Source organism: Stenotrophomonas sp. As-7 (assembly GCF_030291015.1).
In the GTDB taxonomy this organism is placed as follows: Bacteria; Pseudomonadota; Gammaproteobacteria; order Xanthomonadales; family Xanthomonadaceae; genus Stenotrophomonas; species Stenotrophomonas lactitubi.
Genome location: NZ_CP127405.1, coordinates 1,059,392 through 1,079,552, shown reverse-complemented (window position 1 = coordinate 1,079,552; position 20,161 = coordinate 1,059,392). Strand labels below are relative to the sequence as shown.

Annotated in this window: 25 protein-coding genes and 1 tRNA gene; 12 read left to right on the top strand and 14 right to left on the bottom strand. The window is 63.2% G+C overall.

All coding sequences use genetic code 11. From position 1 onward, the window contains the following. Positions 1-35 precede the first annotated feature (35 nt). The 5 genes from QP457_RS05000 to QP457_RS04980 form a co-directional block, all read right to left on the bottom strand. The gene (locus tag QP457_RS05000; protein ID WP_286041238.1) at positions 36-1,172 is read right to left on the bottom strand and encodes a ricin-type beta-trefoil lectin domain protein; all 1,137 of its coding nucleotides are present in this window, start codon (positions 1,170-1,172) and stop codon (positions 36-38) included. Positions 1,173-1,486: 314 nt separating this feature from the next. Further along, complete coding sequence (locus QP457_RS04995) at positions 1,487-2,992, bottom strand: PepSY domain-containing protein (RefSeq protein ID WP_205405070.1); 1,506 nt, start codon at positions 2,990-2,992, stop codon at positions 1,487-1,489. Between the two features lie 11 nt (positions 2,993-3,003). Next, the gene (locus tag QP457_RS04990; protein ID WP_205405071.1) at positions 3,004-5,142 is read right to left on the bottom strand and encodes a TonB-dependent receptor; all 2,139 of its coding nucleotides are present in this window, start codon (positions 5,140-5,142) and stop codon (positions 3,004-3,006) included. A gap of 129 nt (positions 5,143-5,271) precedes the next feature. Then, the gene (locus tag QP457_RS04985; protein WP_205405072.1) at positions 5,272-5,658 is read right to left on the bottom strand and encodes a DUF2946 family protein; all 387 of its coding nucleotides are present in this window, start codon (positions 5,656-5,658) and stop codon (positions 5,272-5,274) included. 207 nt (positions 5,659-5,865) lie between these two features. Then, positions 5,866-6,246 (bottom strand): tautomerase family protein, encoded by a 381-nt coding sequence (locus QP457_RS04980; RefSeq protein ID WP_205405073.1) that lies wholly within the window; start codon positions 6,244-6,246, stop codon positions 5,866-5,868. Positions 6,247-6,812: 566 nt separating this feature from the next. On the opposite strand from QP457_RS04980, the gene QP457_RS04975 reads away from it, so the two are divergent. Together QP457_RS04975 and QP457_RS04970 are read left to right on the top strand one after the other, a co-directional pair. After that, complete coding sequence (locus QP457_RS04975; RefSeq protein ID WP_205405074.1) at positions 6,813-7,241, top strand: hypothetical protein; 429 nt, start codon at positions 6,813-6,815, stop codon at positions 7,239-7,241. A 220-nt stretch (positions 7,242-7,461) separates the two neighbouring features. After that, the gene (locus tag QP457_RS04970) at positions 7,462-8,634 is read left to right on the top strand and encodes an integrase family protein (protein ID WP_205405075.1); all 1,173 of its coding nucleotides are present in this window, start codon (positions 7,462-7,464) and stop codon (positions 8,632-8,634) included. A 3-nt stretch (positions 8,635-8,637) separates the two neighbouring features. On the opposite strand, the gene QP457_RS04965 is transcribed toward QP457_RS04970, so the two are convergent. After that, positions 8,638-9,171 (bottom strand): hypothetical protein, encoded by a 534-nt coding sequence (locus QP457_RS04965; protein ID WP_205405076.1) that lies wholly within the window; start codon positions 9,169-9,171, stop codon positions 8,638-8,640. Between the two features lie 106 nt (positions 9,172-9,277). Between QP457_RS04965 and QP457_RS04960 the strand changes: the two genes are divergently transcribed. From QP457_RS04960 to QP457_RS04915, 10 genes are all read left to right on the top strand, one after another. Further along, on the top strand, positions 9,278-9,472 hold the full coding sequence (locus tag QP457_RS04960; RefSeq protein WP_205405077.1) for a helix-turn-helix domain-containing protein: 195 nt from the start codon (positions 9,278-9,280) through the stop codon (positions 9,470-9,472). A 100-nt stretch (positions 9,473-9,572) separates the two neighbouring features. Continuing rightward, positions 9,573-9,932, top strand: coding sequence for a helix-turn-helix transcriptional regulator (locus QP457_RS04955; protein ID WP_205405078.1), 360 nt, complete (start codon positions 9,573-9,575; stop codon positions 9,930-9,932). After that, positions 9,929-10,129 carry a hypothetical protein gene (locus QP457_RS04950; RefSeq protein WP_205405079.1) on the top strand — a complete coding sequence of 67 codons (201 nt, stop codon included), beginning with the start codon at positions 9,929-9,931 and terminating at the stop codon, positions 10,127-10,129. The genes QP457_RS04955 and QP457_RS04950 overlap by 4 nt, the downstream gene beginning before the upstream one ends. Further along, complete coding sequence (locus QP457_RS04945) at positions 10,126-10,341, top strand: hypothetical protein (RefSeq protein ID WP_205405080.1); 216 nt, start codon at positions 10,126-10,128, stop codon at positions 10,339-10,341. Before QP457_RS04950 ends, QP457_RS04945 begins: the two co-directional genes overlap by 4 nt. After that, positions 10,338-10,598, top strand: coding sequence for a hypothetical protein (locus QP457_RS04940; protein WP_205405081.1), 261 nt, complete (start codon positions 10,338-10,340; stop codon positions 10,596-10,598). Before QP457_RS04945 ends, QP457_RS04940 begins: the two co-directional genes overlap by 4 nt. Position 10,599: 1 nt before the next feature. Next, complete coding sequence (locus tag QP457_RS04935) at positions 10,600-10,800, top strand: hypothetical protein (protein WP_205405082.1); 201 nt, start codon at positions 10,600-10,602, stop codon at positions 10,798-10,800. Continuing rightward, a complete protein-coding gene (locus QP457_RS04930) occupies positions 10,793-11,251 on the top strand; it encodes a hypothetical protein (protein WP_205405083.1) in 459 nt (152 codons plus the stop codon). Before QP457_RS04935 ends, QP457_RS04930 begins: the two co-directional genes overlap by 8 nt. A gap of 337 nt (positions 11,252-11,588) precedes the next feature. Then, complete coding sequence (locus tag QP457_RS04925) at positions 11,589-11,891, top strand: hypothetical protein (protein ID WP_205405084.1); 303 nt, start codon at positions 11,589-11,591, stop codon at positions 11,889-11,891. 91 nt (positions 11,892-11,982) lie between these two features. Continuing rightward, entirely contained in the window at positions 11,983-13,242 is a 1,260-nt protein-coding gene (locus QP457_RS04920) for a phage major capsid protein (protein WP_205405085.1), read from the top strand. A gap of 270 nt (positions 13,243-13,512) precedes the next feature. After that, the gene (locus QP457_RS04915; RefSeq protein ID WP_240196494.1) at positions 13,513-13,890 is read left to right on the top strand and encodes a hypothetical protein; all 378 of its coding nucleotides are present in this window, start codon (positions 13,513-13,515) and stop codon (positions 13,888-13,890) included. 220 nt (positions 13,891-14,110) lie between these two features. Here the strand turns inward: QP457_RS04915 and QP457_RS04910 are convergent, their stop codons facing one another. From QP457_RS04910 to mltG, 8 genes are all read right to left on the bottom strand, one after another. Further along, positions 14,111-14,722: a hypothetical protein gene (locus QP457_RS04910; protein WP_205405086.1), complete on the bottom strand. Its 612-nt coding sequence runs from the start codon at positions 14,720-14,722 to the stop codon at positions 14,111-14,113. A 108-nt stretch (positions 14,723-14,830) separates the two neighbouring features. Continuing rightward, on the bottom strand, positions 14,831-15,292 hold the full coding sequence (locus QP457_RS04905) for a HEPN domain-containing protein (RefSeq protein ID WP_205405087.1): 462 nt from the start codon (positions 15,290-15,292) through the stop codon (positions 14,831-14,833). A 4-nt stretch (positions 15,293-15,296) separates the two neighbouring features. After that, positions 15,297-16,403, bottom strand: coding sequence for a DUF262 domain-containing protein (locus tag QP457_RS04900; RefSeq protein ID WP_205405088.1), 1,107 nt, complete (start codon positions 16,401-16,403; stop codon positions 15,297-15,299). A 465-nt stretch (positions 16,404-16,868) separates the two neighbouring features. Further along, positions 16,869-16,943 (bottom strand) — tRNA-Val (locus QP457_RS04895). A gap of 134 nt (positions 16,944-17,077) precedes the next feature. Then, entirely contained in the window at positions 17,078-17,431 is a 354-nt protein-coding gene (locus QP457_RS04890) for a PilZ domain-containing protein (RefSeq protein ID WP_025874071.1), read from the bottom strand. Beyond that, complete coding sequence (locus QP457_RS04885) at positions 17,428-18,384, bottom strand: DNA polymerase III subunit delta' (RefSeq protein WP_099819206.1); 957 nt, start codon at positions 18,382-18,384, stop codon at positions 17,428-17,430. Before QP457_RS04885 ends, QP457_RS04890 begins: the two co-directional genes overlap by 4 nt. Then, positions 18,381-19,046, bottom strand: coding sequence for a dTMP kinase (tmk, locus tag QP457_RS04880; protein WP_049467276.1), 666 nt, complete (start codon positions 19,044-19,046; stop codon positions 18,381-18,383). Before tmk ends, QP457_RS04885 begins: the two co-directional genes overlap by 4 nt. Beyond that, positions 19,043-20,104, bottom strand: a complete 1,062-nt coding sequence (gene mltG, locus QP457_RS04875) for an endolytic transglycosylase MltG (RefSeq protein ID WP_205405089.1) — start codon at positions 20,102-20,104, stop codon at positions 19,043-19,045. The genes tmk and mltG overlap by 4 nt, the downstream gene beginning before the upstream one ends. Between the last annotated feature and the right edge of the window lie 57 nt (positions 20,105-20,161).

The window sequence follows — 20,161 nt, the reverse complement described above, 5'->3', positions numbered from 1 at the left end:
CGCACGGTTCCACACCACTGCATCGGGCCGAGAACTCAGTAGGAAGAAAACTCCCAGCGCTGGTTCTCTGTGCCCTGGCACATCCACATGTGCACCTTCGAGCCATTGGTATTACCCATGCCCGGGTCATCCAGGCACATGTTGGTCTGCGGGTTGCGGATCTCGCCTACCAGCCGCCAGGACTGGTGCGCGCCACCGTTGCAGGACCACATGCGGATCGGATTCCCATCATGGCTCGCACCGTCAGCCGCTTCCAGGCACTTGCCGCCCAGCCCACGGATAGACCCGTCCGCGCCCAGCTCGAAGCGCTGCTGCGGCACGCCCGTGCAATCCCACAACTGCACGCGGGTGCCATCCGCAGAATTCGCACCCTCAACATCCAGGCACTTGCCACCGACACCGACAATCGAGCCGTTGGCGGGATTGAACTCCCACTTCTGGTTGCTGGTCAGCGCATTGCTGTACAGCTGGATCTTGGTGCCGTTGGCGCTTGATGCACCGGTGGCATCCAGCACCTTGTCGGCCACACCGACGATGGACGTGTTGGTGAACTTCCACGACTGGTTCCAGTCACCATGCGCGTCGTACAGCTGGATCCGGCTTCCGTTGCTGGTGCCATAGCCCACGATATCGAGCACGCGATTGCTGGGCACGCCCGTGATGGTCGAGGTATTGGGCTTCACCGTCCAAAGTTGCTGTGCGGTGCCCGGCGTGCAATCCCACACCTGGATGGCGGTGCCCGGCGCGGTGTTGGCGCCCTCGGCATCCAGGCACTTGTTGCCCATGCCGCGGATCTCACCAAAGGTGGGAATGTTGCGCAGGTTGACCGGCGCCGACACAGACCCTTGCGAGAACTGACCATCGCCACTGAACGTCGCGGTGATCGACGCGGTAGTGAAACCTGCCGGAACTGTATAGTTGATCGCGACCTTGGCCGGACGGCCGTAGGCGTACTTGTGCGTACAGGCCTGGACGTCACGGATGGCAGCCCAGCACCCCTTGTCCAGGTCAGAAACCGTGCCCAGGAACGGCGTGTTGGCCGTACTGACCTGCACCTTGCCCACCGCCTGGCCATTGACCTTGAACTCGACCGTCCCACCGATCTGATCGTTGCCCGGAATGTGATACAGCCCCAGCGCCTGGCCATCGACCTGCGCGGAAAGCTGGATCACCTGCCCCGGCGCCGGAAGTGCGTTGGAAACAGAGGCCGTTGTGGTGGTCGGGAAGTTGTATAGACGCGGCAACGATTTGGCCTGTGCGCCTGAAGACGCAGCTGCAATTCCAATTGCGAGAACACCCATCGAAACGTAATTCATCCTTGCTCCATCTACGTTGTGTGGAAATCCTATCCAGGGACTACCATCGAAGCACTGCAAGCATTGAGCCCCTGCACTTTCCTGGCCGCAGACGTCGGCTACGGACCGCAGCCCCTCGTTGCCCAGGAACTCCGGATAGTCTCACAGCCTTCCACGCAGAGGTATTGGCGTTACCGTTGCCGCCGCGAGAATTTCATCCGCAGGCGCCGGTAGCCGATCACTGTGGCCGTCGCGCACAGCGCGGTGCCTGCCAGACTGAGCAACAGCAGCATGATCAGGCGGCCGTTGTGCTGTCGCAGCAGCGCGGGGAGATCCCAGCTGTGCAGGAAGGAAAACAGCCAGCGCCCAACCCGCTCGCGCCTGCCCATCGTCAACAGCGGATCGCCGGTAGCCAGGTCGACATAGACGCGGGTTGCCTCAGCATCATCGAAGTCAGCCATCGCCACCGGAAAGCGACGTACCGCGGCGCCGTTCATCGCCTCCGCAGCGCGCGGATAGAAGTAGGCATCGGGCGCCTGCAGAATGGTGAACCCACGCAGGCGCGCGTCGGACATCGCCTCTACCCTGCCCCGCAGCCAGTCTGCACCGAATGCAGTGGACACCTGCAGCGTGCCGCCGCGCTCCGTGAGCACGCGCGAATCGGCATTGCCATCCAGCACCACCGCGAACAGGTCACCGCCGACCCGTCGCCACTGGATCTCGACCGGCACGAACTGCGGCGTGTGCACTGCAGCCAGTACAGCAGCCGGCTGTGCGATGACGCCTGCATCCGCCGGAACCTCACCCTGATAGCGCGCAACGTCGAGCGAGGCGCGTGAGCTGCTGAACACTCCCAGCGGATTCATCGACATCAGGCCACTGAAGATCCAGGTGAAAACGAACGCGCTCGCCATCAATCCGATCAGATGATGCCAGCGCATCCACGGTTCCTGATACGGCGTCTTCGACCCCGACCGGTAGTGCCCGCGAAACCGCCAGCGCCAGATGCCGACCACGACCCCGCTGACCGCGGCCACCGTGCACAGCGCCGACAGCACGATCACCGTCCAGGTCCACACCGGGTCCACCGACTGCATGCGCAGGAAGTACAGCCAGTGCAGCCACGCGCCCACATAGTTCCACCGCTGCTGCAGGCGCGGTGCATCCAGCACCACTTCGCCGGTACGCGAGGACACGTAGACATCACCAGGCTGTGCGCCACCCACGCCGACGCGGTACAGCGGCCGATGCGGATCAAGGCCGCGCGAATGCGTCCAGCGATCCTCGTCCAGCGGCATGGCACCAACGAAAGCCGGCCCACCGGCGAACTGCGCGGCGGAGACTTCGGCCAGCTGCGCCGATACCGGCGGCAATGCCTGCCCGGTAAGCGCCGACCACGCGCCCATGTGCGTCCCAGAGCGCACCACGTAGGCGGGCTCGCCACGCAGCGTCGTCAACACAACCCGCTCAGGCTCCTGTCGCACGGCGTCCGGCAGCACGGAAAGTGCCTGCCAGCCGCGCGTATCGGCCAAAGCGGGCAGTGCGGCCAAGCGTTCTCCCGGCGTCAGCTTCGGGTAACCGATGAACAGCATCACCATGCCGCTGGCAAACCACAGCAACATCAGCAGGCACCCACCAATGCCCAGCCAACGGTGCACCAGGTAGGTCCAGCGCTTGGCAGTGGATCGCAGCGACATGGCGGCCATCCTCAGAAGCGATGGTCGAAGGTGAATTCGACGCGCCGGTCCGCGCCCAGCAGCCACTGCGTACTGGTGTAGTAGGCCGTGGCGTAGTACGCCTTGTCGAACACGTTGAACATGCGCGCGGTCACCCGTGTACGTGGCGCTGCCTGCCAGGTCAGGGCCAGATCGGTGGTGGTATAGCCCGGCAGCTGCAGCGTATTGGCGTTGTCGGCATAGCGCTTGCCCACGTAGCGCACGCCACTGGCCACGCTCCAGTCGGGCAGGAACTGCCAGCTCAACCAGACGTTGGCTAGGCGTTCGGCCACGTTTGGCGGCACGTTGCCATCACGCGAGACAATCACCGCCGGCGTGCCGGTGGCTTCCAGGAAGTCCTCGAACTCGGCCTTGAGCACGGTCGCGTTGGCATCCAGCGACCACTGCGGCGCGAAGGCCCAGTTCAACGAGGCTTCGATTCCCTTTGAGGCCTGTGCACCCACCTGCACGCGACGGTCCGGTTGCAACGGGTCACGGCTGAGCAATCCGGTCTTGCGGATGCGATAGGCCGCCAGCGTCCATTCGCCCCCATCGAAGGCCTGCTTCATGCCGATCTCGATCTGCTTGCCCTTGGCCAGATCGAACACGCCGTTGGCCGGGCTGATCATCAACAGCCCGCTGACCGGGTCTGCCGCCTGCGAATACTGCGCATAGAGGGTCATCGACGGCTGTATTGCGAACACCGTGCCCGCTCGCCAGCCGGTGCTGCTGTAGGTCTTCGAGAACGCCCGCTGGCCGCTGACCAGGTCGTTGCGATCGATCGTGGCGCGATCGTGACGCACGCCAGCAAGCACCGACCAACGCTCGCTCAGTTCCAGCCGGTCTTCCACGAACAGCGCGACCTGCTCGGCGCTGTTGCGGTAGCGCGGCAGGTTGGGTGCATCGCTGACGAACCCGCCGGGCACCGGGTTGAAGGGATCCACCGGTCCCGAGCTGCCCGCATAGGTGTTGTTGGTGTGCTTGAAATGCGCACGGTTGGCATCGAAGCCAACGGCGAAACTGTTGGGCAGACCACCCGCATTTCCCAGCAGGCGCAGCGTGGAAGTCAGGCCGGTCTGGTCCTGGTTGTGGGTGATCTGGGTGTTGCCGGAGCGGTCGATCAGGCCGGTGCGCTCGTTGTAGACATAGGCCTCGGCGTTGCGCCAGTCGCGCTGGCTGTCGATCTGGTAGACGCGCGTACGCCACTCCACGCTCTCGTTCGGCGTCCACAGCGCATCGAGCTGGGTCCAGCGGTCGCGGAAGCGGATCACGCTGTCGGCCACGTTGTAGTTCTCGTGGCGCAGTGCATCCAGCTGCCGCCCATCGATCAGCGGCGTACCGAAGTAGCGCATCGGCTTCTGGTAGCCCTGCGCATGGGTCAGCGTGAACTGCAGATCCGCCCGTGGCTGCCACAGCAACGCACCGGAAAACGTGGCATCGCCGTTGTGGCCGCGGTCGACCCACCCGCTGCTGTAGTTGCCGCTGACGTCCACGCGGTAGGCCAGCGCCGGCGTGAGCGCACCGCCACTGCCGAATCCGAGTCGCGCGGTGTCTTCGCTGCCCAGGGTCACGCTGACCTGGTTCTCGATGGCACCGCGCGAAGGCTTCTTCGGCACGATGTTGACCACGCCGCCGATGGCGCCATCACCATGGATGACCGAGGCCGGCCCACGCAGCACCTCGATGCGCTCAATCGACCAGGTATCGAACGGAAAGGTGATGCCCACGCCGCCGTACTGGCGCAGGCCGTCGTACAGGCGCATCACCGAGGCGCCATCGGTAAAGCCACGGCTGGACAGCGCACTCAGGCCGTTGCCCGGATGGGGAAGTGCGCTGATCGCGCCGGCGCGGGTGATCGCGTCGTTGAGATTGGAATCACCGCGCTGCTCCAACTGCTCGCGCGAAATCACGGTCAGGCTGGCCGGGGTCTGCAGCACGCTCAGGCCGAGGGCCGAGCCGGTGCTGGCGGTGGAGGACAGCGCACCGCTGCGGGTATCCACCACGCGGACGGTATCCAGCGTGGTCGGTGGTGCCGCGTCGGAAGCAAGGGCAGAAGCGGAGTGCAGCAGCAGCGCACAAGCGGCAGACAGCGCCGCCCGGCGCAGGCGCGCGGAGTTTGGGTTTGTTTTCATTGTTTCACGGCATGCAAGGCCACCCCGCAGTAGCAGGGAAGCTCAAGGAGTTCGGGAAACGCGCACGCAGTAGTGCCAGGCCATGCCTGGCAGCTCGGGAGAATCAATCCAAGGGCGCACGCGCAGGGCTCAAGCAGCCAGCAGTACCGGTGGCCCACGCGCTCCCAACGTGCCGCAGATCCGCTGCGGCAACGTCTGCACTGCACCGCGCAGCGCGCGGCACACCGGTGCCAGCGGCATCATCAACAGCAGCGCCGCCACCAGCAGGGTGATCAGTCGTGCGGCAATCAGGCAGTAGTCGCAGTCCACGCCCATCTCGTGGTCGGCGTGTGGATCGGCCGGCGGCTTCGGTGCTGCTTCGCCATGCTGCATTGCCATCGCGTGGTGGTCGTGGTGCCCTTCCATCGCGTGCTGCGCGTGCACGGCGTGGTCCATGACCGCCACCGGTGCAGCAACAGCAACGTGCGCATGCGCCAGCCAGCGGCTCACCAGCGGGGCAAGCAGGACCAGCAGCATGGCAAGCCATGCCAGGGCCTGGAACCGGCGGTGGAGAGCAGAGCGGCGCACGCAGCCATTCTACGGGGCCAGGACCAACCCTGGACCGCGTTCAGGGTTTACCTGCTGCGACACTGTGACGCAGGGCTCTGGCACCGACAACATTGATGAACACGTCTTCGCGACGGATCCAGTAGATCCACGCCATGCGTGGATGCGCTTCGCGCATCAACTCACGTACTGCGCCTGGCCATTACCGAACGACCAGTTCTCCTTCTTCACTTCCACCAGATTGATGAACACATCCTCGCGGCGGATCCCCACCGCCGCGTGCAGGCCATCGGCAATACCGGCATACAGCGCCTTCTTCTGCTCCAACGTGCGCCCTTCGTTCCAGGTGATCTGGATGCAGATGAAGTCATCGGTGCGGGCGATGCCCAGGTAACCCGGGTCGAACACGAGCGTGTCGTCGTCGTGCTCGTGGAAGATCTGGAAGCGATCATCTTCCGGCACGCCGACCGCGCGCATGGCCTGGTAGATGGCTTCGCCGACACGCTGGCGGTACTCGACGGATTTACCTTTGCGAAGATCGATGCGGGCGAGCGGCATGGTGGCATTCCAAGGATGGGAGGGGCACAACAATGGCCCGAGATTACGCCCGCCAAGGGCGCCGGAACAGCGCATGGATGGAACCCTCTGCCTCCATCCGTGACATGTTCCCGCCAGAACTGCGCGAGGTGACGCGATTGCCGTGGTGGCGTTCCTGCGGAGTCGTCATGTGCACGCCTGGCAGGGGCGGCGATTTACACCATCGGTGATGGGCTGCCCAGCGGGCTGGTGCTCGACGGCACAGAACAGAACACGCTTGGACTGCTTAGGGGCAGTTGAGAACTTTCCTTACAGACCGACGTGATTGTTCGACTTGATGATCGCCGGGCCGAGGCAAGTTGCCTTGGCCGGGATTGGCGTCTCGAAAAAGCAAACCTGACGGATTGGTTGCGCAGCAGTGCGCAGCCGCAAGAATGCACCGACGGCCCTCAATGGCGGGCGGTGCGTGGGGATCACTCGATCCGCCGGGTGATTTCTCACTCCGTTGTGTTTGCCCCGGCACGCCAACCCGCACCGTCCGCCACCCTCTCTTTGGAGGGTGGCCCTATGCCAGTGAGGGTTCCGCCATGACCAACCGCACCGCCATCCATCCCCACCTGCACGCCCTGATCGGCGACATCGCTACCGACGTTCCCGAAGACCTCGCACGCGAGATCGAGTGCGCACTCAAGGAACAGCAGATCCCACCATCAAAGCCGATGTTCTTCACTCTCCTTGATGCGATACGCAGGGGAGATGGCGAAGACGGCCAGCCCTGCACCACGCAGACCCTCAACGCGCACACCCTCGCCGCCCTCGGCCGTTCACTGTCCGCACTGAACGTCGTGCTGGACCTTCTGCACGCGGCAGAGCACACGCGCATGGACGGAGGTGCCGACGAGCAGATTGGCGACTTTCATCGAAACGGTCTGCTGCTGGCTGCACGCCAGATCGCGCATGCCGCGCAGACCGGCCTTGGCGATGCAATCACAGCCGTGGGAAAGGAGCCCGGTTGAATCACGGGCAACAAAAAAGCCCCCATTGCTGGAGGCTTTTTTCGTTCTGCAACATGGTGGGCGGTACAGGGATCGAACCTGTGACCCTTGCCGTGTGAAGGACGAAATAGGCCCTTGGCGCGCAAGGAATACGCCTGAAACCCCTTGATTCTCTGTGTCGTTGCGTCCCACTGAATTTGGCCGCACACTGCAATTTGCACTTACGACGCACTTACGGGACATGGGAACCAAGCTGACGATCCGCGCCGTGGAGCTGGCCAAGCCCAGCGAGAAGCCCTACGAGATCAGCGACAGCGACATGAAGGGCCTGCTGCTGCGCGTGCAGCCCTCGGGCGTGAAGTCCTACATAGTGACGTGGGGCCGAGGGAAGCGGCGAACGCTCGGCAAGCACCCGGTGATGACGCTGGCCGGCGCGCGAGCTGCGGCACTGGCCGCTCTATCGGAAGCATCCCAGCACGGCGCCCCAGTGGCTGTGAGCAAGCCCAAGGCGGATATCACGGTGTCCGACGCCTGCCGCGACTACGTGACCGCTCTGGAGAAGGACGGACGCAAAACTGCGTCGGATGATGCCAAGCGCCGGTTTGAGCGCTGCGTCTACGGCGACAAGCTGGGCAAGGTGCGCCTCAAGGATCTCCACCAGGATCACATTGAGGCATGGCGCGACCGCGTGGAGAAAGGCGACCTCCCGCCGCTGCCGGTGAAGCGCGGCCGTCCACCGGTGCCGAAGCCCTTGGCGCGGTCCAGCATCAACCGCATTCGCACGACGCTGGTAGCCGCGCTGAACCACGCTGTGGCCCGCCGCAAGGTCTCCCCTGACCTCGCATTCGAATGGAACGCCGTGAAGCCGCTCAAGGACGCCGGCCAGCGGCGGGGCCTGTACCTGGAGCGCGAGCAGCGCCGCGCGCTGCTAGAGGCCGCTGAGGGCCCCGTGCGCGACTTGATTGAGTGTGTGGCGCTGACGGGCTGCAGGCCTGGCGATCCGTCGCTGTGCCTGCGCTCGGACTATGACGGCCGCACTGCCAGCGTCAGGTTCCGCAGCAAGGACCACGACCGCAAGATACCGCTCTCCCCAGCCGCCACTTCGCTGTTCGACCGCCTGGCCAAGGGGAAGCTGCCCAAGGCACATCTGTTCACCCAGGACGGGAAGAAGGTGTGGACGCCCACCGACTGGAGCGAGCTTGTTCGGGATGCCGCAGCGCGCGCTGGACTACCTGCCGGCGTGACGCTCTACACGCTGCGCCACTGCTGGATCACCGACGCCATCGTAGGCAGCATGGACCTGCTGACGGTGGCCAAGCTCGCCGGCACGTCACTGGCGATGATCGAAAAGCACTATGGCCACCTGGTGCAGGGCGCAGCGCGCGAGAAACTGGCGCAGGTGCAGTTCCTCTGAGCGTTACGAGCGTTGCGGCCAGCCATAGCTCTGAAGGCCAACAAGAGAATGGCCGCGCGGCGATTCGCCGGCACTGATGATGCTCGATGCGACAGCCAGGATGGAATCCCAGTTCTGCTCGACCAACTGGTCAAATTCAGCGGCCTCAATCCCGCCAGGTTTGCCGTGCTCTATGGCTTGCCCTTCGACGCTGTATTTGATCAATTCCGCTGCAATCCGGTCCTCATAGGTGAGCAGCTCCGGTGCGTGCAGCAGCAAGGTGACGGCGCGCTGCGGTGGAGTGAAATCCCACAAGTCATCCAATAGAGCGGCAAGCGACGAATAGTAGCCATCGCTTGCCAACTCGAACTTGCTCAACCCTGCATTTAGAGCCCACTCGACCGCCTGGCTTAGCGAACGGTGCTGAGCTCGGGCGAGCAACTCGAGACCCAACTTCAATTTGGGCGGGAGCCGGATACTGAATTGCTCCAGCTTCTCCTCGGGTGCCTTGCGAGGGCGGCCCGGCTTCTTCTTCGCGGTTGCATTCTTGTCTGCCATGGCGCCGAGTTTCGCAGGTTGAAAAACCTGTTGCAACGGCCAATTGCGCGTGATAGCGTCTCCACAGGTTTCGCAGTGTGCGAAACCTGTTCAAACTGGAGATGAAATGAAGCCTCAGACCGAACGCCTCAGCTACACCACCGAAGAGGCATGCGCCGTAACCGGCCTCAACCGCAATGCCCTCTATCGAGCAATGGCCGCAGGCCAGCTCAGCACCTTCAAAGTCGGTAAGCGCCGCATGGTGTCGGCCCGCGCGTTGCGCGAGTACATCGAAGACCGCGAGAAAGAAGCCGCCGCCTAAGGGGCAAGCCATGACCAAGTGCCCAGAAATAGAAACGGCCCACCCGGTTGCAGCCGGAGTGAGCCGTAAAAGCCATCGAACCCTTGCAAGGAACGAGACCATGACGCCCATCGTACACCAACCCCTGCCGGCCGCAATCGGGCATTTCCCCGCTGCTCTGCCGGATTTCTCTGACACCGCGCGCTGGGCCCAGGTGCTGGTGCAGGACAACCTCAACGCCCCGCGCTTCCAGCAAGGCGACGTGCTGCACGTCGACCTGGGCAGGAACCGATTCATGGGCGACAGCCACTACGTGGTCGAGATCGGCGGACAGCAGATGGTTCGTATCGTGCAGGCCCGCCCTGGCGGGCTGTGGATCTACCCCGTGGGCCACCCGGGCACCGCGTACCCCATCGCCCGCGAGCTGCTGACCGTCCTTGGCGAAGTGATGTACGCCACCACCACGCGGAGGGTCGGATGAAGCGCCGCGCCTTCTACGAGCGTCAGGCAGGCGCTGCCAGCCCAACCGAGTTCGCCTTCCAGTTTGTTGCATGGATGCAGTCGCGGCGCACGCCAGCCACACCCAGTGACCTGCTCGACCGCTACGGGATGTGCCGCGCAACCGCATATCGCTACCTGCGGAAGTATCAAGACGCTTTCGGGGAGGCTGCACGATGAGCTCCAACATCATCCCCTTCCCCACCAGCAGCCGCGCGCCGGCCTGGCCGGATGGTGACCTCGGCACTGAGCTGGAAAAGCTGGCTCTGTTGCTCCAGGAACGCGCCAACCGGCAACCCGGCCACTGCGTGTCGCTCGACAAGGCGCGCGCTGCGGCTTTGGGCGCCTACGAGCTTCACCGGCAAGTCCGCCAGCAGAGGGCGCAGCCATGAGCCGACAGAAGCGAAAGACCACAGCACCGCGGCTGCGCGTCAGCCCGAATGCAGAGACGCTCATGCGCACGATGCTGGCCACCTGCGACACCGCCAAGCTTCGGGCCATGGCCGCAGATCCTCGCGGGCGGGCGGAGCTGTACCGCCTGCAGCGGATCGCAGCGGCACGCGTGGAGGAGTTTGAGGGATACCTTCAGCAAGCTAGGGATGCCGAAACCATGTTCTCCACCGCGCTGAACGCCACGCTGGAGGCCTGATATGAATCGGGATCTGTTCGATGCTCTGGAGAAGGGCAACTCAGCCGCCGCTAGGCGCGCGCTGCAGGACCTGGACTCTGCGGTCACCGCAGCGGTGATCTACCGCTCCCAGGTTGGCGCCTGCCTCCCCTTCACCGTCCTCCCCAAGCACTACATCGGGAAGAAGGTGGCAATCGTGATCGTAGGGGAGGCTGATGAGTGAGCGAGAAGCCCGTAAGCAGGCCAAGCGGCGGGCACGGGCGACGGGGCGCAGCAGTAACGTCTACGTGCCAATCTCGCCACACGTCCGCCTGTACGCCTGGGAGCTGGAGTGCCAGGCGTATCGCACCCTCGATCCCGTCGCGCGCGCGCTGCTGGTAGAGCTACGCGCGCTGTACCGGCCATCTACCGGCGCTGAGGTGTTTCTCAGCGTTCGGGAGGCCATGCAACGCGTAGGCGTCACGCAAAGGCCCGTGCAGAACGCATTTAAGTCGCTGCTGGAGCGAGGGTGGATCGAGGAGGCCAAGGCCGGCAGCTTCGATCAGAAGACAGGTACGGGACGCGCTCGCTCATTCCTCCTGACGAACATTGGCCCTGCCGGCGATGACGTTGATGCAAAGCGGACGTACATGCACTGGAAGCCGTACGCCAGCGAATGCCAAAAAACACGGTAGCGCCAGACGCTACAAACCGTAGCGCTCAGCACTACGGCAACAAGGCCGCGTAACGACCAACTAACGAAAGCGTAGCGCTAGGCGCTACGGATGGAGCGATTTATGGTCAAAAACCGTAGCGCCAGACGCTACACAGATAACTACTACCAGGGGGTGTGTTGTTTAGCGCACACCCCGCCCCTGCTGTGTGCATCACCGGCACCGCTCCGCATGACCCGCAATGTCACGGGTGACACCACGTCACGGGTGACAACTGAGGCACGGGGCGCAGGGCTGCACCGGGCGCACCCGATGCACCACGTTCACCAGTGCACCACGTTCACCACCAGGAGGAACCTTGAAACCGAGTAGCACGCTCGCGCACAGCCTGGACGCATTGCGCGCAACAATGGACGGCCGCGCTGACGCAACCGCTGCACTGCTACGCCAGCAGGCAGAGCATCACGGATTGTGGCTCAGTGCAGATGGGCGCATTGGCGAGGCAGACCTGGCCAAGCTGATCGGCATCGCACCTGGCACACTGGCGAACAAGCGCAGGGAGGGCACTTCGCCACCGTGGTACGCAATCGGCGGCGGCGGACACAGGATTACCTATCGCCTAGTCGAGGCCGCGCGCTGGCTTGAGGCGTACAGGAAGTAAATCGGGCAACGCAACTCCACGCAACCCCACGATAACTGATGGTTGGGGCTGCGCCTGAAACAGACACTGGACTCCTACACAGGAGCCCAGCATGACCAAGCCAACCAAGATCGCACGCGGCATCCAGGCCGTACGCGCAGAGGGCGAGCCGACCGACGTGGCCGGAATCGTCGCCAAGCTCAACGAGGCCTTTGACCAGTTCAAGGCCAAGCACACCGCAGACGTGGACGCCGTGCGTCAGCAGGTGGACGAGAACAGCACCGCACTGGCCGCGTGGCAGATGAACGGCGGCGGCTCGACCGATGCGCCCGCTGCGGACCTGGACGGCGGTGGCATCAAGGTTCTGCGCACTCCGGCCGATTTCCGTGCGCACTACGCCAGCCGCCGCGACGCCGACGACAAGCCGCGCGCTGGCGACACCACGCTGACCGACTTCATGCGTGGCGTAGCCGGTATGAGCAGCACCGAGGCCGTGATGGCTTCGCTTGCCGTCGGCACTGACAGTGCAGGCGGCTACGCAGTGCCGGACGTGGTGATGCCGGGCATCCTGTCCGCGCTGGTCCCGGCGTCCTCGCTGCTGCAGGCGGGTGCGGGCATCGTTCCGATGGGCTACGGCGCCAAGTCGGTATCCACCGCTGCCATCGACACCCTGCCCACCGCCACCTGGCGCAATGAGCTGGGCAACATCAGCGAAAGCGAGCCCACCCTTCGCTCGGTGCAGTCCACCCCGCGCAGCCTGGCGTGCATCGTGCGCGTGTCGCGTGAGCTGCTGGCCGATGGCTCGGACGTGGACCGCGCGCTGCGCCAGGTGATCGCACAGGCGTTCGCCAAGGAGCTGGATCGTGTGGGCCTCCTGGGCACTGCCCCTGAGCCGCGCGGACTGCGCAACACGCCCGGCATCAACACTGTATCGATGGGCGCCAATGGCGCTGCGCTGGCCAGCTTCCGCCCGCTGCTCAATGCCTACGGTTCGATCATCGACGTGAACGCCCCGGCTCCGACTGCCGCAATCATGGCCACCCGCACGCTGATGGACTTTGAAGGCCTGACCGACACCACCGGCCAGCCGCTCCAACGCCCGCGCCTGATCGATGACATGTCGTTCGTCCCGACCAGCCAGCTGCCAACCGATGTGGACGCTGGCACGTCCGATGACGCCAGCGAGATCTTCGTTGGCAACTTCAACGGCCTGTACTTCCTGATGCGCGAAGCGCTGTCCGTCCAGCTGCTGCGCGAGGCGTACGCCAAGACCGGCGAGATTGGCTTCCTGTGCCACATGCGCGCGGATGTGGTCATCAACTACCCGCAGCAGTTCACCGTCATCACTGGCGTGCGGCCCGCTGCGGAATGAGTAAGGGTCGGCCTGCAGGTTCACAGGCCAGGACCAGCCGGCGGTGTCCGCAACAACACCGGCAGGACGCGGTGCACTCTTAGGCCACTGAGCGTCCCGAGCAGGCCCGGCAACGGGCCTTTCTCGTTCTTCGGACGCAACCATACGGATGAATGCATGGACCGTATGGGGAGGCGAAAAGTTTTGGTCGATCCGCTGGCGATACGTGCGCCCCCCTTTCTTCGCGCATCCGCAATTGGAAATACGACCCTCACGGGCGAAGGAGACCCTATGGCAAAGCCACGAACCCCTACCAAGAAGGCCCGCGTATCGGGCGCCACCATCAAGGACCCAGGCCGGTACAAGAACCGCTCGGAGCCAGCCAATCCCGACCCCATCGGCACCCCCTACAAGGGCATGACCGCCGCACAGGCACGGGTCTGGAAGGAGTGCGCCACCAACATGCCTTGGCTCAATGCCGCTCACCGCCTGTTACTGCGCCAGGTGTGCATATTGGCCGCTCGCATGGAAACCGGGGAACCCCTCAGCGTGTCATCCACGCACGCGCTCAGCGCGATGCTATCCAAGCTCGGTGCGACGCCGACCGACGAGTCGAAGGTCAGTCATTCGCAGGATGAGCAAGACGCCGATGAACGCTTCTTCCACTAACCCGCTCAGGCTGCTTCGGGAGGGGCCTGTCGAAAGTTGAGAGTGTCACGGCCTCGAGACACGCGCCCCGTCTTCAACTTGCGCCGTCAGTTAAAAAAACCGATCTCCAAATCGGTTCTCAACGGCGCAAGGGTCGACCTGCGAGACAAGGGGGCGACTGGGACAGCGATTCCATGCTGCTCAAATATTGGGCACGTGTCCTGAGCAGCCCGAGTAACGCTCATGGTGCTTCGTCCCACAAAGCCCTGGCTTTGGCCTTCTGGATTTCTGCGACGAGTCTCGCGACTTCGCTCTTTAGTGCGAAATGTTCCCTCAAGAGCAAGCGATAGGCCTCAACTTCTTCGTATTTCCTCGCGTCGAAGCCAGTGTGATATGCGTACTCGTAGTGCGACCCTCTGACGCGCTGCCAGCTCCCATCTCGCGCGCCGATCAGCCCATGCTTATTCAACACGTCTCCCAGCGAAGACACAGCACGCTTGTAGATCGCGCCGAAGAAGTCTGTTCTATTGGAGTACAAATCGGACTCTACTAAGTCCCTGTGGTGAGGCCATTGATCTTGCTTGCCAATGGCCTCCTCACAAATGGCTGTCGCTCTTGCCCTCAATTCAGTCACATCGGCCTTGAACATCCGTACAAATTCCAACCCGCCTGCGTTCACTTTTTCGTGATTTTCTTCAAGCTTACGGACAGCCGCCTGCTCTATCCAAGAGCTAACGTCCGGCGCAATGGACAGCGCAAAATCCAGAACCAGTTGATCAAGCCTCGAAGACGCCGAAGCAAGCTTACCTTCAACATCTTCCAACTGAGATTCGACATCTGTTCGCGCGTTCATTCTCTTTCCCCGCCTCGTAATTGAACAATTGGCACGATACTCCACGCGCCCTCAATTTTGGCACACCCACGTTAGACCGTATTCGGCCCACTCGCATCATTAGCCACTTCACGGCAGGCCCATCAAAACGCGGACGCCGTCCAGCAGCTTTTGAATCTCATTGTAATAACCCTGAACCCGAGCGATTGTTACGTCGCTGGGACTACCGTGAGCGATCTTGTGGCGAACATCAATGAGGCTATCAAGTGCCGACTTACGCTCGTCAGCTATAAGAACAGCCAAGGGACTACGCCAATCGCTGTCGAACGAGAGGAGATGATTTGTGAGCTTTTCCGCCTTCAAATTGGTCAGATTTTTGCTTGAAGCTTCGACATAGCGCACCACGGTGGGCCCGGATCGCCTCTCTACATATTCCTTCGTGAACGCCTTTATCGACTGATCAATGTAGCCGGAGACAAGAATGCAAAGGTGCCTTGCCATGTCTGCGCGCAGTTCCGAGTCCCCTAGATCAATATTCTTAGCCCGATCGAACACCGCATCAAGCACATCTTTCCTAGAAGCTCGACGCATGTCTCTATACCCCGTCGAAGGCTGCTACAGCCAGACCAATCCTTTCCGCTACCTGATCTTCTCGCGCTGTAGCTTTGCTCACAGAAGCGATGTACTTGGCATCCTGAAGCAGGGTCTCATACGCCCCCTTCAATGCCTCAACATCAGGAAGAGGATCGCCTTTGTCCAACCGGCTCGCCAGGCCAACCATGACGGAGTCGAACACCGCCGCATTCAGCGCGTTCGTCAACTTGAATGCCTTTTTGCCAGCAATTTCGTGGGCGAGGCCAATTGCGCCTACAAACGACTTCGTGAAATCTTCCCCAGTTTTCTGATCAAGCGCTGAGTACTTCTGCGCAAAGCTTGTCAAAAAGTCCTTCATTGGACTTTTGTAGCCTCCAGCCTCATACCGAAGTGCAAGAAAACGCAGAATAAGCTCGTGATCCTTAAGCTTCTTAGACACTGGCCCAAATATCTCCCTCCACCTCAAATCCGCGTTGAGATCGCGAACCAGGTTCATCAATTGCCCGGGCGCAAGCGCCACTCGGATCTCGTGAGGAGAAAGCTGCGTCCCGCCGGAGTTCAGCCGTTCAAACAAGCTGTAAATGCTTGAAAGGTCCTGTTCTTCGCTCGTTTTTTTGATTACAGTCGCATGGATAAGGGAGTCATCTATGATGCGCCTTTCATCATCCTTAAGGCCGTCGTACTTATGCCCCTTGAATTGATCCTGCACGTGCTCCAGCACGAATTCTTTTTTGTTCAAAATTCCAGAATAGAACGCCACGAGAGTCAGTAGACGTTGCTGTCCGTCCAGAACAAGAAGCGTCTTATTCGACTGTTGAACAAGGAAAATCCCTGGCACCGGGAGCCCTAAGAGCAACGATTCTATAAAGCGATCGCATTGCAACTTAGACCAAACGAATTTGCGTTGGAACGCCTCAACATCAAAGGCTCCTTCGTTGACTGGATCGAACGATGGCACGACGATATCGCCTCGCTTCAGGCGCTTCACAAGGCCGTCGACCGGATAGTCAGCGCCATAGAATGTAAGGTCAAATTTGTACTGACTTTCTTCGTCCGTCAGCTCAACGCTATCGTCGATTTCATCGCTGACCACAGTATGTTCATTCACAGGATTTCCTCCATCGCGCGAGGCAGCTCTGGTGCATTTGGGAAAGTGAAGGGCGCCCTGGCGCTGACTTAACGGGGGCTTCGGGCAGGAAATGACCGGCTCCGAATGGGCCAGTAGGGATACGATTCAGGGCCGTAAGTGGCCCTAAGGGAGACTTAGCGAGCTCTGCATTGCAGCGTCCACCGCGTAGTTGAACGCAGCATTCGGAGATCTGGACACGGACGCTGTGAGCCCCTGAGGGGCTGAGCGGCAGGCGCAAGGACGATGATGGGCGCTTGTTCAACCCAAGGCTTGAGCAGGTGACTACGCAGACAGCCATTCGGCGTCGACCTGAGCGATTGTCTATCATGCCCCTCCCCCGATCCATGATGGGAATTCGCACTTACGCTGCACTTAAGCAAAAAAAGCCAGCTGAAGCGCCGGCTTTTTTCTTCTTCCAACTCTTTGATTTCTCAAAGGTATTTTTGGTGGGCGGTACAGGGATCGAACCTGTGACCCTTGCCGTGTGAAGGCAATGCTCTACCGCTGAGCTAACCGCCCGGTGTGTTGCTGAGCCGCTCATTATAGGGCGGTTTTTCAGGGCGTCAACACCTTTTCACATCGTGTTTCCCAGCCCATTTCCCCGAATCAGCCAGGCATGGCCTGGCTCTACTGGGGAGGGCAATCCGCCCACATCACATCGTATGCGTCGGCTTGTCCGAACCGGTCAGGCCGGCCAGGATCGTCTCGATCTTGTGCCGCACCGTCTCGCCTTCCTGGCCGTCCGCCAGCTGCACGCCGATGCCGGCCGTGCGGTTGCCCTGCGCGCCGGCCGGGGTCACCCAGATCACCTTGCCGGCCACCGGCAGGCGCTCGCTGGAATCAGGCAGGGTCAGCAGCAGGAACACCTCATCGCCCAGGAAGTAACGCTTGGGCGTGGGCACGAAGATGCCGCCATTCTTCACGAACGGCATGTACGCGCTGTACAGCGCGGCTTTGTCCTTCACGGCCAGGGACAGGATGCCCTGGCGGGCGTTGCTGGCACTCATCGATTTCCCCTTGCGGCAGGCCGCTCGTTCACCTTGTTCCAGGCCAGCAGCAACTCGACCACCGCAAGGTCTGCACGCACGGTGGTGCGCAGCAGATCGCGGGTGCGGTTGGCCGCATCGAACCAGGCTGCAAGCTTGTGCAATCGCTCCGGCGTGGTCAAGGCATCGGTGCTGGCCTGGGCCAGCGCCAGGTCGGCAGCGAAGCGCAGGCGCAGCGCCGCGTTGTCATCGGCGCACCACTTCTGTGCCAGTTCCACCGCACCGGTCTTGCCAGCAGCCAACTGTTCCAGCTCGCGGCCGACGTCGCGACGCAGGCTCAGGCCATCTTCGCGCAGCCAGTTGTCGGCCTGCCCGGGATGGCCGCGTGCTGCATCCAGTGCCTCGCGCGCGGCCGCCTCGCTGTGGCCCTGCTGCTGCAGCCAGGCCAGCGCTTCCTCGCGCGGCGGCAGCTTGAACTCCAGGCGCTGGCAGCGGCTGCGCACGGTCTGCGGCAGGCGCGCCGGGTCACTGCTGATCAACCACAGGTAGCGTCCGGGCTGCGGTTCTTCCAGAGTCTTCAGCAGCGCATTGGCCGCCGAACGGTTGATGGCATCGGCCGGGTCGACGATCACCACCTGCGCCACGCCGTACTGCGGGGTCAGCGCCAGCTTGTTGGTGATCTCGCGCACCTGCTCGATCACGATCTCGGTGCGCAGCTTGTCGCCGCTCTTGTTCGGAATGAAGCTGATCAGCTGCAGGTCGGGATGCGTGCCGGCGGCAATCAGCTGCCGGGTGCGGGTGGCGTGCGCGGCATCGCCGCGTGCCAGCACGTGGTCGGCCAGCGCAAGCGCCACCTCACGCTTGCCCAGCCCGGCCGGGCCGCAGATCAGCAGGCCGTGGCCCAGCCGATCCGCATCCAACGCGGCCACGGTCTGGTCGAACGCGCGCTGCTGCCAGGGCGAGAACGTACTCATGCACCCTCCCCTTGCTGCAGCCAGCGCTCGACACGCGCAACCACATCAGCAGCCACGCGTTCCTGCACCTGGCCGGCATCGACCAGCGCGAAGCGCTGGGGGTCCTGCTGTGCGCGGCTGCGGAACACCTCGCGCACGCGCTGGAAGAAATCGTCCTGCTCGCTTTCGATGCGGTCCGGCCACAGATCGCGGCCATTGGCACGCGCGCGGCCAACGGCCACGTCCACGTCCAGCAGCAGGGTCAAACCGGGCAGCAGGCCAACGGCGCGGCGCTCCAGGTCGGCAATCCACTGCGGGTCCAGGCCGCGGCCACCGCCCTGGTAGGCGTAGCTGGAATCGGTGAAGCGATCGCTGAGCACGTAGGCGCCGCGCTGCAGCGCCGGCTGGATCACCTGGCGCACATGCTGCGCACGTGCGGCGAACACCAGCAGCAGTTCGGCCTCGGCACTGAGCGGCTCAGCAGCGATCTCGGCATCGGGCTTCAGCACCAGCCCGCGGATGCGCTCGGCCAGCGGCGTGCCACCGGGTTCGCGGGTCAGCACGACCTCATGGCCGTGGCGGCGCAGGCACTCGCGGATGGCGTTGATGGCCGTGGTCTTGCCCGCGCCCTCGCCGCCTTCCAGGCTGACGAAACGGGGATGGCGAAGCAGCGCGGAACTCATTGCGCCGGGGTCTCCTGGGTGCGTTGCTGGCGCAGCTGCTGCAGGTAGCGGGCCACGGCGGCGTTGTGTTTGTCCAAGCTGGGCGAGAACACGTGTGCGCCGCTGCCATCGCCCACGGCGACGAAGTACAGCGCATCGCCCGGTGCCGGTTGCGCAGCAGCCATCAGCGCGTCGCGGCTGGGCATGGCGATCGGGGTCGGCGTCAGGCCAGACCGGGTGTAGGTGTTGTAGGGCGTATCGGTGGTCAGGTCACGGCGGCGGATGTTGCCGTCGTACGCCGCGCCGATGCCGTAGATCACGGTCGGGTCGGTCTGCAGGCGCATGCCGATCTTCAGGCGGCGCATGAACACGCCGGCAATCTGCGGTCGCTCGCTGGCCAGCGCGGTTTCCTTTTCGATGATCGACGCCATCGTCAGCAGCTCGTAGGGCGTATTGATCGGCAGATCCGGCGCGCGGCTTTCCCAGGCTTCGTCCAGCGCCTTCTCCATCGCGCCGTGGGCACGCTTGAGCACGTCCAGGTCGCTGTCGCCGCGCTGGTAGACGTAGGTCTCCGGCAGGAAGCGGCCTTCCGGGTGCTGGCCGGCGAAACCGAGGCGGTCCATCAACGCTGCGTCATCGAGGGCGTCGGTGGTGTGCAGCAGCGGATCGGCACGCTTGAGCGCGGCGCGCAGCTGGCGGATGTTCCAGCCTTCGATGATGGTGACGCGGTGCTGCAGCACCTTGCCGGCGCGCATGCGCAGCAACAGTTCGCGCGGGGTCAGGTCCGTGCTCAGCGCGTACTCGCCTACCTTCAGCTTGCCGGCGGCGTCCAGCTGGCGCGCCAGCAGCTGCCACTGGGTGTCCTGGCCCTCGTCCACGCCGGCCTCGCGCAGCTTGCGCAGCACGCTGTTCATGCCGTCGCCGCTGGCGATGACCACGCTGTCCGCACTGGGGGTCAACGGTACGTCGGCAAACTGGCTCTGCTTGTAGAAGAACCACGCGCCCGCGCCGGCCACGATGGCGGCCAGCACCAGCAGCAGCGTTACCACCCACAGACACCCGCGCTTGGCTCCCGCCATGGACTACCTCTGAACTCGATTCCGTCGTGCAGGATACCGTGCCGCTGGTGTGGGGTC

What these genes read in the sequence shown, in the direction of transcription:
- QP457_RS04965 (WP_205405076.1), bottom strand. Translation starts at nt 9,171, where the DNA reads ATGGCAGACAAGAATGCAACCGCGAAGAAGAAGCCGGGCCGCCCTCGC.
- QP457_RS04980 (WP_205405073.1), bottom strand. Translation starts at nt 6,246, where the DNA reads ATGCCGCTCGCCCGCATCGATCTTCGCAAAGGTAAATCCGTCGAGTAC.
- QP457_RS04930 (WP_205405083.1), top strand. Translation starts at nt 10,793, where the DNA reads ATGAGTGAGCGAGAAGCCCGTAAGCAGGCCAAGCGGCGGGCACGGGCG.
- QP457_RS04955 (WP_205405078.1), top strand. Translation starts at nt 9,573, where the DNA reads ATGACGCCCATCGTACACCAACCCCTGCCGGCCGCAATCGGGCATTTC.
- QP457_RS04885 (WP_099819206.1), bottom strand. Translation starts at nt 18,384, where the DNA reads ATGAGTACGTTCTCGCCCTGGCAGCAGCGCGCGTTCGACCAGACCGTG.
- QP457_RS04995 (WP_205405070.1), bottom strand. Translation starts at nt 2,992, where the DNA reads ATGTCGCTGCGATCCACTGCCAAGCGCTGGACCTACCTGGTGCACCGT.
- QP457_RS04975 (WP_205405074.1), top strand. Translation starts at nt 6,813, where the DNA reads ATGACCAACCGCACCGCCATCCATCCCCACCTGCACGCCCTGATCGGC.
- QP457_RS04920 (WP_205405085.1), top strand. Translation starts at nt 11,983, where the DNA reads ATGACCAAGCCAACCAAGATCGCACGCGGCATCCAGGCCGTACGCGCA.
- QP457_RS04970 (WP_205405075.1), top strand. Translation starts at nt 7,462, where the DNA reads ATGGGAACCAAGCTGACGATCCGCGCCGTGGAGCTGGCCAAGCCCAGC.
- QP457_RS04910 (WP_205405086.1), bottom strand. Translation starts at nt 14,722, where the DNA reads ATGAACGCGCGAACAGATGTCGAATCTCAGTTGGAAGATGTTGAAGGT.
- QP457_RS04940 (WP_205405081.1), top strand. Translation starts at nt 10,338, where the DNA reads ATGAGCCGACAGAAGCGAAAGACCACAGCACCGCGGCTGCGCGTCAGC.
- QP457_RS04985 (WP_205405072.1), bottom strand. Translation starts at nt 5,658, where the DNA reads ATGCTGCTGGTCCTGCTTGCCCCGCTGGTGAGCCGCTGGCTGGCGCAT.
- QP457_RS04990 (WP_205405071.1), bottom strand. Translation starts at nt 5,142, where the DNA reads ATGAAAACAAACCCAAACTCCGCGCGCCTGCGCCGGGCGGCGCTGTCT.
- QP457_RS04960 (WP_205405077.1), top strand. Translation starts at nt 9,278, where the DNA reads ATGAAGCCTCAGACCGAACGCCTCAGCTACACCACCGAAGAGGCATGC.
- QP457_RS04935 (WP_205405082.1), top strand. Translation starts at nt 10,600, where the DNA reads ATGAATCGGGATCTGTTCGATGCTCTGGAGAAGGGCAACTCAGCCGCC.
- QP457_RS04905 (WP_205405087.1), bottom strand. Translation starts at nt 15,292, where the DNA reads ATGCGTCGAGCTTCTAGGAAAGATGTGCTTGATGCGGTGTTCGATCGG.
- QP457_RS04890 (WP_025874071.1), bottom strand. Translation starts at nt 17,431, where the DNA reads ATGAGTGCCAGCAACGCCCGCCAGGGCATCCTGTCCCTGGCCGTGAAG.
- mltG (WP_205405089.1), bottom strand. Translation starts at nt 20,104, where the DNA reads ATGGCGGGAGCCAAGCGCGGGTGTCTGTGGGTGGTAACGCTGCTGCTG.
- QP457_RS04950 (WP_205405079.1), top strand. Translation starts at nt 9,929, where the DNA reads ATGAAGCGCCGCGCCTTCTACGAGCGTCAGGCAGGCGCTGCCAGCCCA.
- QP457_RS04945 (WP_205405080.1), top strand. Translation starts at nt 10,126, where the DNA reads ATGAGCTCCAACATCATCCCCTTCCCCACCAGCAGCCGCGCGCCGGCC.
- QP457_RS04915 (WP_240196494.1), top strand. Translation starts at nt 13,513, where the DNA reads ATGGCAAAGCCACGAACCCCTACCAAGAAGGCCCGCGTATCGGGCGCC.
- tmk (WP_049467276.1), bottom strand. Translation starts at nt 19,046, where the DNA reads ATGAGTTCCGCGCTGCTTCGCCATCCCCGTTTCGTCAGCCTGGAAGGC.